The organism is Streptomyces sp. SID486, assembly GCF_009865385.1.
GTDB lineage: Bacteria > Actinomycetota > Actinomycetes > Streptomycetales > Streptomycetaceae > Streptomyces.
The window spans coordinates 1-12,496 of the sequence record NZ_WWJT01000768.1; the positions used below are offsets into that span (position 1 = coordinate 1).

The window sequence follows — 12,496 nt, forward strand, 5'->3', positions numbered from 1 at the left end:
TCGGGCTTGAGGTCGCCGACGCCGGCCTCGGCGGCGTGCCGGGCGGCGGTGCGGACGCGGGCGCCCGCCTCCGCCGCGCCGCGCAGCAGACCTCTGCGGTCGGCCTCCGCGAGGCTCTCCGGGGTGTCGAGCAGCGATTCGTCCAGCATGGGCGGCAGCCTCCGGTCGCCGGGGATCCTGGGGTGCTACGCGGTGCGGGGCCTCGTCAGGCGGGGCGGCGGGCCTCGTCGACCAGCAGGACCGGGATGCCGTCGCGGACCGGGTAGGCGAGGCCGCAGTCCTGGCCGGTGCAGATCAGCTCGGTGTCCTGCTCCTTCAGGGGGGCGTGGCAGGCCGGGCAGGCGAGGATCTCCAGGAGGCCGGCTTCGAGCGCCATGGGGTGTCCCTTCGGGGGCGGGTATGTGTGTGTGGACATGCCTGGTCAGCGTACCGCCGATGGGCGGCCCCGCTCAGCCCCTGATGATCGCCAGGACCTCGTCGCGGATCCCGGTCATCGTCGCCTCGTGCTTGGCCTCGGCGTTCAGGCGGAGCAGCGGCTCGGTGTTGGAGGGGCGGACGTTGAACCACCAGTCGGCCGCGGCGACCGTGAGGCCGTCGAGGTCGTCGAGGGTGACGTCGGCGCGGCCCTCGTACGCGGTGCGGACGGCGGCCAGGCGGGCGGACTGGTCGGCGACGGTGGAGTTGATCTCGCCGGAGCCGGTGTAGCGGTCGTACTGGGCGGTCAGGGCGGACAGCGGGCCCTGCTGGCCGCCGAGGGCGGCGAGGACGTGCAGGGCGGCCAGCATGCCCGTGTCGGCGTTCCAGAAGTCCTTGAAGTAGTAGTGGGCCGAGTGCTCGCCGCCGAAGATGGCGCCGGTGCGGGCCATCTCGGCCTTGATGAAGGAGTGGCCGACCCGTGTGCGCTCCGGGGTGCCGCCGTTCTCCCGTACGACCTCCGGGACCGTGCGGGAGGTGATCAGGTTGTGGATGACCGTGCCCTTGCCGCCGTTGCGGGCCAGCTCGCGGGCGGCGACCAGAGCGGTGACCGCGGACGGGGAGACCGGGTCGCCGTGCTCGTCCACGACGAAGCAGCGGTCGGCGTCGCCGTCGAAGGCGATGCCGAGGTCGGCGCCCTCGGCCGGGACCCGCTTCTGCAGGTCCACGAGGTTGGCCGGGTCGAGCGGGTTGGCCTCGTGGTTGGGGAAGGTGCCGTCCAGTTCGAAGTACATCGGGACGAGGGTGAGGGGCAGGCCGGCGAAGACCGTGGGGACCGTGTGGCCGCCCATGCCGTTGCCCGCGTCGACCACGACCTTGAGGGGGCGGATGGCGGTGAGGTCGACCAGGGAGCGCAGGTGCGTCGCGTAGTCGTCCAACGTCTCGCGGGAGGTGAGGGTTCCCGGCCGGGCCACCGGCTGCGGCGCTCCCTCTTCCAGCCAGCGCTCGGCCAGGGCGCGGATCTGCGCCAGCCCGGTGTCCTGGCCGACGGGGGCGGCGCCCGCGCGGCACAGCTTGATGCCGTTGTACCGGGCCGGGTTGTGGGAGGCGGTGAACATCGCGCCCGGCAGGTCGAGTGCGCCGGAGGCGTAGTACAGCTGGTCGGTGGAGCACAGGCCGATCTCGGTGACGTCCGCGCCGCGGTCCGCCGCGCCGCGCGCGAAGGCACGGGACAGCCCGGGGGACGAGGGCCGCATGTCGTGGCCGACGACGATGGCCGCCGCTGCCGTCACTTCCGCGAAGGCGGCGCCGAAGAGGCCGGCCAGTTCCTCGTCCCACTGGTCCGGAACCACTCCGCGCACGTCGTACGCCTTCACGATCTGCGACAGATCCGCAGCCACGGCCAACCTCCTGAAAGTCCTGTCGGTGCCCACAAACTACCCGTCGGGAAGCGGAGCGGGGTGCGCGGACGTCTGGTGGAGGCCCGAGGGCCCCTCCCCGTAACGCCGGGCCGGGGCGGGGCGTCACGCCCGACGGGGGGTGGCGCGCGGCGGGATCGCTGCCGTGCGGTCAGTTGTCCGGGGAGCGCAGCACCCTCAGGTGGCCGCGGCGGGCGACCTCCATGGGATCCACCGCGCGGGCTCCGCCGCCGCTCGCCTCGGCCGCGCGCTCCTGCGGGCGGGCCGCCTCGCGTACGGCGTTGGCAAGCGCTTCCAGGTCGTCGCCGCTGGGCCGGGCCGGTGCGGAGCCGTCGAGGAGCCGTACGACCTCCCAGCCGCGCGGGGCGGTGAGGCGCTCGGAGTGTTCGGCGCACAGGTCGTAGCAGTGGGGTTCGGCGTAGGTGGCGAGCGGGCCGAGGACCGCGGTCGAGTCGGCGTAGACGTACGTCAGCGTCGCGACGGCGGGTCGGCCGCAGGCGGTGCGCGAACAGCGACGTACAGGGCTCACGACGTTGGACGGTACCGCACTCTTGAGCGGGCCGCGACGACTCTCCACCAGGTCACTCCACCGTGTCGGGTCGGGAACGGCCCCGCCCGCCCTGCCGAACGGGCCCCGCTGACCTGCACGGACGGACTTCCGGTGGGTGTCCGGAGCAAGCGCGTTCGGTCATGAGTCGGCACAAACAGCGTCAATAGCCTTGAGTTCGACGGTCCTGTAGAGATATGGAAACGCGCCAGACCTTGGCCGGAATGGTCATCCTGCGACATGAGGGCCGCGGGCCGCTTGCCGCGTGGAGCCGGACGGGCACAGGGTGCGGGGACTAGGCTTCACCGGTGATGGACAACCGTGTACCGCCCAGTGCCACCGGCCCCGGGCCCCGTCGCCGTGATCGCCACGGGCGGGGCATGCGGGGTCCGATCGCGCCGCCGCAGGTGCCGCTGGCGGCCAGCCGCGCCGAGGTGTTCGCGGACCTGGTGCAGGACTCCGTGGAGCGTCTGGAACGGCGGTGGCCGCAGCTGGCCGACATCGATTTCCTGGTGCTGGAGGTACCCCGGCTGGACGCGCGGGGTGATCAGCCGGTGTGGGAGGACGAGGCCGTGCCGCTGGGCGGGATCACCCCCGCGCGTGACGGTCGGCGGGCCCGGGTGGTCGTGTACCGGCGGCCGGTGGAGATCCGGACCAAGGGGCGGGACGAGCGGGCCGCGCTGGTGCACGAGGTGGTCGTGGAGCAGGTGGCCGAGCTGCTGGGGCTGACCCCGGAGACCGTGGATCCCCGGTACGGGGAGGACTAGCGGGCCCGCGGTCCTCGGCGCACCGCGCGGTCGCTCCCCCGGCCCGGGCCCCCGGTCCGGGCCCTCCCCCGGTCCGGCTACTTCTGCAGGATCGACAGGTCCTCCTCCGTCCGCGGTACGGCCACCATGCCGCGGTCGTTCGGCAGGGTCTGGATGGTGAAGGCCGGGACCCCGCCCTCGGTGGCGGCCAGGGTGCGGGAGGCGTAGACGGGGCCGCCGGAGACGGGTTCCACGGTGAGGGCGTACGTGCCCTTCAGACCCGCCGGGACCGGGGCGTCGACGTCCTGGGTGGTGCCGGACCTGACCGTGTAGGTCTTCGTCACCGGGCTGCCGCCCTCGCTGCCCGCCGAGGCGGTGACCTTGACCGTCGCCGTACCGTCCGGGGCCGTCAGGGCCAGTGTCGTGCCCTTGGCGCTGTTGTCGGCCGAGGTCGCGCGCGTGCCCACGGCCGCGGTGGCCGGGATGAATGCGGTCTCCTTCTTGTCGCCCTTGCCCCGGACCACCTGGAGGGCCGCGACGACCGGGACGGTCTGGTCGGTGGGGGTCAGGACCAGGGAGCCGGCCTCGCCGCGGGTGACGTCACCGAGGTCGACCGCCGTCGTCATGCCGGACTTGACGTGCAGGGTCTCGTTCCCGGCCGGGGTGATCAGGCCGTCGGGCGAGGCCAGGCGGATCTTCAGGTCGGCGTCGTCGTCGCCGTGGGTGAAGGCGATCAGGCGGACGTCGGTGGCGTCCTTCGGGATGCCGGGCAGGACCAGGCTGCCGGCCGGGTCCGCGGCAGCGGCCAGCCAGTCGCCGCCCACCTTGTCGTCGAGGGCCTGCACGGCCGCGCCGACCCGTCCGCTGCGCACGCTGACGTGCACGGTCAGGTCGGACTGCCGCTGGTCGGTGAGCGTGGAGAGCAGGATCGCCTCGCTCGCGTGCGGCTTGACGGTGAGGTTCTCGCCCAGCGAGGACTTGATCGCGCCGTCCTTGCCGTACAGCTCGACGTCGACCACGGCGGCGGAGTCGTCGGGGTTGGTCAGGTGGACGTAGTCGGTGCGGCCGGCGGCCGTCCCGGCGCCCGGGAACCAGAACTCGGTGTCGGCGCCGGTGCAGTTGACGCCCTGGAGGCCACGGCCGGTGCCGGCGGCGACCTCGGTGGTCTCCTGGACGGTCCAGCCGGGCGCGAACCTGCCGTCCGCGGTGCCGATGAGCGCCGGCGCCTCGGCACCCGAGGTGTCACCGGTGACCGGTGTGCCCGGCGCCTTCGGGGTGAGCACCGGCTGGTCGGCCGTCTTGCCGGTGCCCTTGCCGCCCTTGCCCTTCGACGGGTCCGCCGGGCCGTCCGCGGACTGCTCGTCGGCCGCCTGGAGCCGGGCCTTGCCGTCGCTCGCGGCGCCCTTGGTGACGGGTGTGAACGACGTGTACGAGGTGTCGGCGATGTCCGACAGGCTGGGTGCCGGGCAGAGCAGGCCGGTGCGCTCCACGGGCAGACGGGCGGCTGCCCCGGGGGCTGCTCCGGAGGCGGCCGGCGAGTCGAGCGCGGCGAACGCGGTGACGGCGGCCAGCGCGGTCGTACCGGCGATCAGGGACAGGGTGGTGCGGTTCACTGCTGGCTCCCGTCGGGGCGCTGGCTGCCGGTGCCGTGCGGGTGCTGGGCCGGGTCGTAGCCCTGCTGGGCGGGGTCGTAGGCCGGGTCGTAGCCCTGCTGCCCGTAAGCCGCGGGGTCGTACGGCGGCCGGTCGGCCGTGCCGCTGTAGCCGTACGGGTCGTAGGGGGCCGCCTGGTACGGGTCGGGCTGCTGGTACGGCTGCTGGTCGTAGCCGGTCCCGGGCTGGTACGGGTCGGTGCCGTAGCCGTGGCCGGCCTGCCCGTAGGTGGCCGGGTCCCACTCGTCGTACGACTGCTGGTGGGGCACGGCGGCCGGGGGCTGCTCCGGGACCGGGGGCGGACCGGGCTGGTCCGGGACCGGTGGTGCGCCGGGCTCGTCCGGGACGGGGGCCGAGCCGGGCCGGTCCTCCGCGGCGGCCTCCTCGGCCTGGGCGCGCAGGCGGCGGGCGCGGCGGCCCTCGCCCGCCGTGGCCTGGGCCGGCACCGGCTGCTCCTCGGGCAGGTCGTCGTCGACGTCGCGGCGGCGGCCGGGCAGGGCGAGGACGACCAGGACGACGGCGAGCGCGCCCTGCGCCCAGAGCCAGGCGGTGTGCGTGACCGGGGCGTCGTAGGTGACGTCCAGCCTGCCGCCGGCGGAGGGGAGCTGGAAGCCCTGGGCCCAGCCGTCGACGGTGGTGCGGGTGAGCGGTCTGCCGTCGATGGTGGCCGTCCAGCCGTCGGCGGCGCTGTCGGCGAGGCGCAGGACGCGGCTGCCGGAACCGGCGGGGATCGTGGTGTGGATCTCCACCGGTCCCGCGGTGACCGGCTGGGGCTTGCCCGGGCCGGTGGCGGGCACGACGGCCGCGCGGGCGACCTCCTGGTCGACGCGCCACAGTGCGCTGCCGTTCTGCTGGCTGAGCCGGGCCAGGCCGGGGGTGGCGTCGAGGACGCGGGTGATCTCGCGCGGGGCGCCCTGGTGGACGAGGACGTACCGCACGGCGAAGCCGCCGAGTTCGTCGGCCTGGTCGGCGCCGGAGCCGGCGACCAGGTTGGCGACGATCTTGTCCAGGCGGGTGTTCCGGCCGCCGGCCGCGGTGAGTTCCGCGTCGCCCATGCGGGCGCCCGCGCCGCGGACCAGGGTGTAGCGCACGCGTGCGGTGGAGTCGCTGTCCAGGACCAGGGTGCGGGCCTGGTCGCCGCCGGTGGTGTCCTCGGCGACGAACGCGGGCACCTGGGCCGGGGTGCGGCGCTCCAGGGGGCCGTCGGCGCCGCCGATCATCCAGCCGGCGGCGACGAGCAGCGGACCGGCCGCCGAGGCGAAGGCGATCAGGGCGGCGACGGGCTGGCGCCAGCCGAAGCTCTGCTCGGCCACGCGGGCGCGTGCGCCGTCGGCGCCGAGCGCGGCGGCGGCCAGCAGGGCGATGCCGTAGACGAGGGTGGCCGGTCCGGCCCAGGCGGACCTGTTGGACAGGACCGCGAGGACCAGGCCGACCAGGGCGACGGCCCAGGCGGTGCGGATGCCGAGCTGCCGTTCGGAGCGCAGCAGGGCGGCCAGCGCGGCGAGCACGACGCCGATGAGCATCAGGCCGTGCACGGTGCCCGGGCCGCCGGGGGCGGCGCCGAGCAGGTCGAGCGCGGAGGCGGCCGACGGGCCGTACTCCAGGCCGGCCTCCTGGAAGAAGCCGGTGGGCAGCAGGGTCAGCGACCAGGGTGCGAGGACCAGCAGCGGGGTGCCGAGCTGGGCGAGGAAGCGCAGTCCGTGAGCGAGGGGGTCGCGGCGGCGCAGCACGAGCACGCCGAGGCCGAGCACCAGCGCGATGGGCCAGACGACGGGGGTGAAGGCGGTGGTGACGGTCAGCAGCAGGGCGTACGCCCAGGTGGCGCGCCAGCTTCCGCGCGCGCCGGTGCGGGACGCCAGGCCGGCGGCGGCGACGCCCGCGCGCGCGATGAGCGGCAGCAGCACGGCGAGGACGGCGGTGCCGATGCGGCCGCCGGCCAGGGCGCCGGTGGTGGCGGGCAGGAAGGCGTAGGCGACGGCGGCCCAGGCGCGCAGCAGCCGGGAGGTGACCAGGGGCCGGGAGGCGAAGTAGGCGGTGCATCCGGCGAGCGGCACCGAGCCGACCAGCAGGACGGTGACGGCGAGCCCGGTGGAGCCGAACAGGAGCGAGGCGAGGGTCGCCACGACGGCCAGGTAGGGCGGTGCGGAGGGGGTGCCGCCGACGCCTGCGGGGTGCCAGCCGTCCAGGTAGCGCGACCAGAGGTCGGTCGCGTCGGCCGGGGCGGGCAGCAGCGCGCCGCCGCCGAGGGCGCCGCCGCCGAGCAGGGAGCGGCAGGCGACGAGGGCGATGAGCAGCAGCGCGAGGAAGAGCACCGGGCCGGGTCTGCGGGCGATCCGCTTGAGCCGGGCGAACTGCTCGACCTGGAGGAAGTCGGCGTCGTCGCCGCCGGGCCCGGACTCCACGGCGCCGCCGTGCCGGCCGGCCGAGGAGGTGTCGAGGTCGCTGCCCTTGGTGAGGTTGCCCGCGATCTGTTCGACCGTGGCCCGGATGGTGGCGCCGGGCGGCGGGAGCAGCCCGCGCAGTTCGCCCTTGTCGATCCGGGCGGCGCCGCGGCGGCGCCGGGCGGCGATGATCCGCTCGGGCCGCAGCAGGGTGCTCAGCAGGCCGCGGATCTCGTCGACGGCCTGGCCGGGTACCTTGCCGACGAGGTACGCGAGGGTGCGCAGGACGGTGCCGACCACGAGCCGTAGCAGCACCCAGGGCAGCGCGGCCGTGCGGGTGTTGACGAGCAGTGTGTAGGCGGCGCCGGCCTTGTCGACCTTGTGCGGGGACGCGGTGGTGCGGCCGGCGCAGTCGACCGTGCGGCGTTCGCGGGAGGCGGCCTCGGCGTGCCGGACGACCGCCTCGGGGGCGACGAGGACGCGGTGGCCGGCCGTGTGGGCGCGCCAGCACAGGTCGACGTCGTCGCGCATGAGGGGCAGCCGGCGGTCGAAGCCACCGAGCTGTTCGAAGACGTCGCGGCGGATGAGCATGCCGGCGGTGGAGACGGACAGCACGGCGCGGACGTGGTCGTGCTGCCCCTGGTCCTGCTCGCGGCGGTCCAGGCCGGTCCAGCGGCGGCCGGAGTTGGCGATGGAGACGCCGACCTCCAGCAGCTGGCGGCGGTCGTACCAGCCGCGCAGCTTGGGGCCGACGACCGCGACGTCGTCCCGGCCGAGTTCGAGTTCGGTGTCGACGACGCGCAGCAGCTGGGCGAGGGCGTCGGGTTCGGGGGCGCAGTCGTCGTGCAGGAGCCACAGCCACTGGATGGGCTCGCCGTGCGGCAGTTCGGGCATGTCGTAGGCGTCGTCACGCCAGGTGCGCGTGACGGGGTCCCAGCCGCTGGGGCGCTTGAGGTACGGCAGCTCCTCCGGGGTGAGGACGGGCGCGGTGCGGCTCGCCTCCTCCACGGCCTGGCCGAAGCCGGTGCGGCGGGCGAGGTGCAGCACGCCCGCGTCGCCGAGGGCGTCGGTGAGCAGCTGGGCGGAGTGGTCCGCGCTGCCGGTGTCGGCGGCCACCGCGTACTGGACGGGGCGTTCCTGGCCGAGCAGCCCGGCGAGCGCGTCGGGCAGCCAGCGGGCGCCGTCGTGGGAGACGAGGACCGCGGTCACCACATGACGCGGGAACTCGGGCGGGCGGGTCGGGTCAAACACGGCGGTGGCGGCGTCGCGTTGGGCCGCCGCATGGCTGTGCACGGACATCGAGGTACGGGCCCCGGTTCGATGGACTGCGGTGGACGCCCGCGTCTCCTCGTGCGTCGAGGGGGCGGCGGGTGTCTCGGACGAGCGACCACACTATCGGCTGCCCATGACGACGGCCCGCCGCCTGTGGATAACCCACCGGCGACGGGCCGTTCGTGACGTTTTGGTGGGCACGCCCGCGCGGGTGCCCGCGTGCGTCCGTGTGTGCCACGCGCGCGGCCGTCCTCTCAGACGGCGGCCTTCTTGAGGCGGCGGCGCTCACGCTCGGACAGCCCGCCCCAGATGCCGAAGCGCTCGTCGTTGGCGAGGGCGTACTCGAGGCACTCGGAGCGGACCTCACAGGCGAGGCAGACCTTCTTCGCCTCTCTGGTGGAGCCGCCCTTCTCGGGGAAGAAGGACTCGGGGTCGGTCTGGGCGCACAGCGCGCGCTCCTGCCAGCCGAGTTCCTCGTCCGCGTCGTCGACCAGCAGTTGCTGCACCAGCTCGGTCATGTGCGCCCCTCGTCTGTCTTTCACGTCCCCGTGCCTGGCCGTCACCGGTTTCGGCTGAACGACACGAGTGAAATTACAAGTGTGCTGCTCCGGGCGAGTCAAGCCGAGATCTGCTATTGGGCCCGTTATTCACTCTGCGGAACCAAGGCCGTGCGGAAAGTGTTCAAATCGCCATAAACCTTGACACGCAGAAGGGCCCGCGGGGGCAGCCGAACCCCGTACAGATCTCTGTACGGAGAAAGACGTCTCCGTGTTCGATCGCGTTCCGGGAAGCTCGAGCGCTCGGATGTGCCCCATGTGTCCCGGCTTCCCCGTGAGCAAACCTTTCACCTGACAGATGAACCGGATGAGGTGAAACATGTCCCACATACCGGGCGCCGAGTTGACAGTGCGGGTGTGAACCGGTGTCCTAGTGGGCATGCTCGCGAACTTGGCACCCACCTCGACCCGCACCGCCGGGTCCCTCGGTGCCGCCCGCGCGCGCTGTAGCTGTTGTTGCTGTCCCAGCTGTTGAGCCGAGCCCGCTCCGGCTGTCCCCGAGTCCATCCCGGCTCGGTCGCGTTCACCGCACCCTGAATCCCTCATCCAGGGCACCCCGCCCGCCCGTGACCCGGGCGGACCGTACGCGTCACCCCAGCTCCAGCCCCCCATTCTTCAGCCGAGGACCAGCGCACCCCGATGAACAGCGACAACGACCTCCAGATCGCCGGCGACATCCTCGAAGTGCCGCATCTGCTCCAGCCGCCGCGCGAGCACCCGGCCACCGTCGCCGAGTTCGTGGGGCTCGCCCGCTCGATCGCCGTCGACCGCGGCCAGTGGGCGCACCTCGTCCGCTACGACGCCACCACCCGCTGGTACCACCGGCTGCGCACCGGCCCCGGCTACGAGGTGTGGCTGCTGTCCTGGGTGCCCGGGCAGGGCAGCGGGCGGCACGACCACGGCCGCTCCTCCGGCGTGCTCACCGTCCTGGAGGGCGCCCTCACCGAACACACCGCGCGCGGCACGCGCGTGCTGGCGGCGGGCGCCCAGCACGTCTTCGCGCCCGGGTTCGTCCACGAGGTCGTCAACGACGCACTGGAGCCGGCGGTCAGCCTGCACGTGTACTCCCCCGGCCTGACCGAGATGCCCATGCTTCCCCGGTCCGCGTCCCGTTCGGCCGAGGGGACCACCGCTCACCCCCTGTGCGAGGCGCGACCGGCGACTGCCTGACGCGTTGTCGGACCCGCCTGCAAGACTTGGCCCATGCGCATTGTGGTTCTGGCAGGCGGCATCGGCGGTGCCCGTTTCCTGCGCGGTCTTAAGCGGGCCGTGCCGGACGCGGACGTCACGGTCATCGGCAACACCGGCGACGACATCCACCTCTTCGGGCTGAAGGTCTGCCCGGACCTGGACACGGTGATGTACACGCTGGGTGGTGGCATCAACGAGGAGCAGGGCTGGGGACGGACCGACGAGACCTTCCACGTCAAGGAGGAACTGGCGGCCTACGGGGTGGGGCCGGAGTGGTTCGGGCTCGGTGACCGGGACTTCGCCACGCACATCGTGCGGACGCAGATGCTCGGCGCCGGCTATCCGCTGAGCGCGGTCACCGAGGCGCTGTGCGACCGCTGGAAACCGGGTGTGCGGCTGCTCCCGATGACCGACGACCGGGTCGAGACCCACGTGGCCGTCGAGGTCGACGGCGAGCGCAAGGTGATCCACTTCCAGGAGTACTGGGTGCGGCTGCGCGCCTCCGTCCCGGCCGAGGCGGTCGTCCCGGTCGGCGCCGAGCAGGCCAAGCCCGCGCCGGGTGTGCTGGAGGCCATCGCCCAGGCCGACGTGATCCTCTTCCCGCCGTCCAACCCGGTCGTGTCCATCGGCACGATCCTCGCCGTGCCCGGCGTCCGTGAGGCCATCGCCGAAGCGGGTGTGCCCGTGGTCGGCCTCTCCCCGATCGTCGGGGACGCGCCCGTGCGCGGGATGGCCGACAAGGTGCTCGCCGCCGTCGGCGTGGAGTCCACGGCCGCGGCGGTCGCCGAGCACTACGGCTCGGGCCTGCTGGACGGCTGGCTGGTCGACACCGTGGACGCGGGCGTGGTCGAGCGGGTCGAGGCCGACGGCATCCGCTGCCGGGCCGTACCGCTGATGATGACCGACCTGGACGCGGCCGCGCAGATGGCGCGGGAGGCGCTGGCGCTCGCCGAGGAGGTGCGCGGGGCATGAACGCAACGGTGTCCCCCGGGACGGGTGAGCGGCCGGAGTACCGGGTCTGGGCCCCCGGCGGCCTGCCCGAGGTGCAGCCGGGCGACGACGTCGCCAAGCTCGTCGCCGCGGCCGAGCCGGGCCTGGCCGACGGCGACGTGGTGATCGTCACCTCCAAGATCGTCTCCAAGGCCGAGGGCCGGGTCGTGCGGGCGGCCGACCGCGAGGCCGCCATCGACGCCGAGACGGTCCGGGTGGTGGCGCGGCGCGGCTCGCTGCGCATCGTGGAGAACCGGCAGGGCCTGGTCATGGCCGCCGCCGGGGTCGACGCCTCCAACACCCCGGCCGGCACCGTGCTGCTGCTGCCCGAGGACCCGGACGCGTCCGCGCGGGCCATCCGGGCCGGACTGCGCGACGCCCTCGGTGTCGACGTCGGTGTCCTCGTCACCGACACCTTCGGGCGGCCCTGGCGCGCGGGACTCACGGACGTGGCGATCGGCGCCGCCGGGGTGCGTGTCCTCGACGACCTGCGCGGAGGCACCGACGCGTACGGCAACCCGCTCACCGCGACCGTCGTCGCCACCGCGGACGAGCTGGCCGCCGCCGGCGACCTCGTCAAGGGCAAGGCGGCCGGCCGGCCGGTGGCCGTCGTACGCGGACTGCCGCACGCGGTGCGGCCCGGCACCGACGGCGACGGCGACGGCGCGCGGGCGCTGGTGCGGAACGCGGCCGACGACATGTTCCGGCTCGGCACCTCCGAGGCGGTCCGGGAGGCCGTGGCCCAGCGCCGCACCGTACGGGCCTTCACCGACGACCCCGTCGACCCCGGTGCGGTCCGCCGCGCGGTGGCGGCGGCGGTCACCGCGCCCGCCCCGCACCACACCACGCCCTGGCGGTTCGTGCTGCTGGAGTCGGCCCGTTCCCGGGTCCGGCTGCTCGACGCCATGCGCGACGCCTGGATCGCCGATCTGCGCCGGGACGGCAAGAGCGAGGAGTCCATCGCCCGACGGGTCCGGCGCGGTGACGTCCTGCGCAACGCGCCGTACCTGATCGTGCCCTGTCTCGTCATGGACGGCTCGCACACCTACGGCGACGCCCGGCGCGACGCTGCCGAGCGGGAGATGTTCGTGGTCGCGACGGGGGCGGGTGTGCAGAACCTGCTGGTCGCGCTCGCCGGGGAGCGGCTTGGCTCGGCGTGGGTGTCGTCCACGATGTTCTGCCGGGACGTGGTGCGCGAGGTGCTGGAGCTGCCGGCGGACTGGGATCCGATGGGCGCGGTCGCGGTCGGCCGTCCGGCACAGGAGCCGAAGGCGCGGCCGGAGCGGGACCCGGGGGCGTTCGTCGAAGTGCGGTGAGAGACCCCGGAC

10 protein-coding genes and 1 pseudogene are annotated in these 12,496 nt (G+C 74.2%); 4 read left to right on the forward strand and 7 right to left on the reverse strand.

The window, feature by feature from the left end; translation table 11 throughout:
- The 4 genes and pseudogenes from GT045_RS36110 to GT045_RS36125 all read right to left on the reverse strand — a co-directional run.
- Positions 1-149: pseudogene (locus GT045_RS36110) on the reverse strand (mannose-6-phosphate isomerase); the annotation flags it as partial.
- A gap of 56 nt (positions 150-205) precedes the next feature.
- The gene (locus GT045_RS36115; RefSeq protein WP_161287591.1) at positions 206-376 is read right to left on the reverse strand and encodes a Trm112 family protein; all 171 of its coding nucleotides are present in this window, start codon (positions 374-376) and stop codon (positions 206-208) included.
- Between the two features lie 73 nt (positions 377-449).
- Complete coding sequence (locus tag GT045_RS36120; protein ID WP_161336797.1) at positions 450-1,814, reverse strand: phosphomannomutase/phosphoglucomutase; 1,365 nt, start codon at positions 1,812-1,814, stop codon at positions 450-452.
- 169 nt (positions 1,815-1,983) lie between these two features.
- Positions 1,984-2,409 carry a DUF3499 domain-containing protein gene (locus tag GT045_RS36125; protein ID WP_161287589.1) on the reverse strand — a complete coding sequence of 142 codons (426 nt, stop codon included), beginning with the start codon at positions 2,407-2,409 and terminating at the stop codon, positions 1,984-1,986.
- Between the two features lie 350 nt (positions 2,410-2,759).
- Here GT045_RS36125 and GT045_RS36130 point away from each other — a divergent pair, with 350 nt between their 5' ends.
- Complete coding sequence (locus GT045_RS36130) at positions 2,760-3,146, forward strand: metallopeptidase family protein (protein ID WP_161336798.1); 387 nt, start codon at positions 2,760-2,762, stop codon at positions 3,144-3,146.
- Positions 3,147-3,223: 77 nt separating this feature from the next.
- Here GT045_RS36130 and GT045_RS36135 read toward each other — a convergent pair whose 3' ends face one another.
- The 3 genes from GT045_RS36135 to GT045_RS36145 all read right to left on the reverse strand — a co-directional run bounded on the left by GT045_RS36135 (position 3,224) and on the right by GT045_RS36145 (position 8,948).
- The gene (locus GT045_RS36135) at positions 3,224-4,738 is read right to left on the reverse strand and encodes a DUF5719 family protein (protein WP_161336799.1); all 1,515 of its coding nucleotides are present in this window, start codon (positions 4,736-4,738) and stop codon (positions 3,224-3,226) included.
- Positions 4,735-8,457: a glycosyltransferase gene (locus GT045_RS36140; RefSeq protein ID WP_202529350.1), complete on the reverse strand. Its 3,723-nt coding sequence runs from the start codon at positions 8,455-8,457 to the stop codon at positions 4,735-4,737. Before GT045_RS36140 ends, GT045_RS36135 begins: the two co-directional genes overlap by 4 nt.
- A 227-nt stretch (positions 8,458-8,684) precedes the next feature.
- Positions 8,685-8,948, reverse strand: coding sequence for a WhiB family transcriptional regulator (locus GT045_RS36145; RefSeq protein ID WP_003975777.1), 264 nt, complete (start codon positions 8,946-8,948; stop codon positions 8,685-8,687).
- A gap of 678 nt (positions 8,949-9,626) precedes the next feature.
- Between GT045_RS36145 and GT045_RS36150 the strand changes: the two genes are divergently transcribed.
- From GT045_RS36150 to GT045_RS36160, 3 genes are read left to right on the forward strand one after another with little or no spacing between them, the layout of a single operon-like run.
- Positions 9,627-10,157 carry a cysteine dioxygenase family protein gene (locus GT045_RS36150; RefSeq protein WP_161336800.1) on the forward strand — a complete coding sequence of 177 codons (531 nt, stop codon included), beginning with the start codon at positions 9,627-9,629 and terminating at the stop codon, positions 10,155-10,157.
- Positions 10,158-10,190: 33 nt separating this feature from the next.
- Positions 10,191-11,150, forward strand: a complete 960-nt coding sequence (gene cofD, locus GT045_RS36155) for a 2-phospho-L-lactate transferase (protein WP_161336801.1) — start codon at positions 10,191-10,193, stop codon at positions 11,148-11,150.
- Positions 11,147-12,484, forward strand: a complete 1,338-nt coding sequence (locus GT045_RS36160; protein ID WP_161288366.1) for a coenzyme F420-0:L-glutamate ligase — start codon at positions 11,147-11,149, stop codon at positions 12,482-12,484. The genes cofD and GT045_RS36160 overlap by 4 nt, the downstream gene beginning before the upstream one ends.
- Positions 12,485-12,496 lie beyond the last annotated feature (12 nt).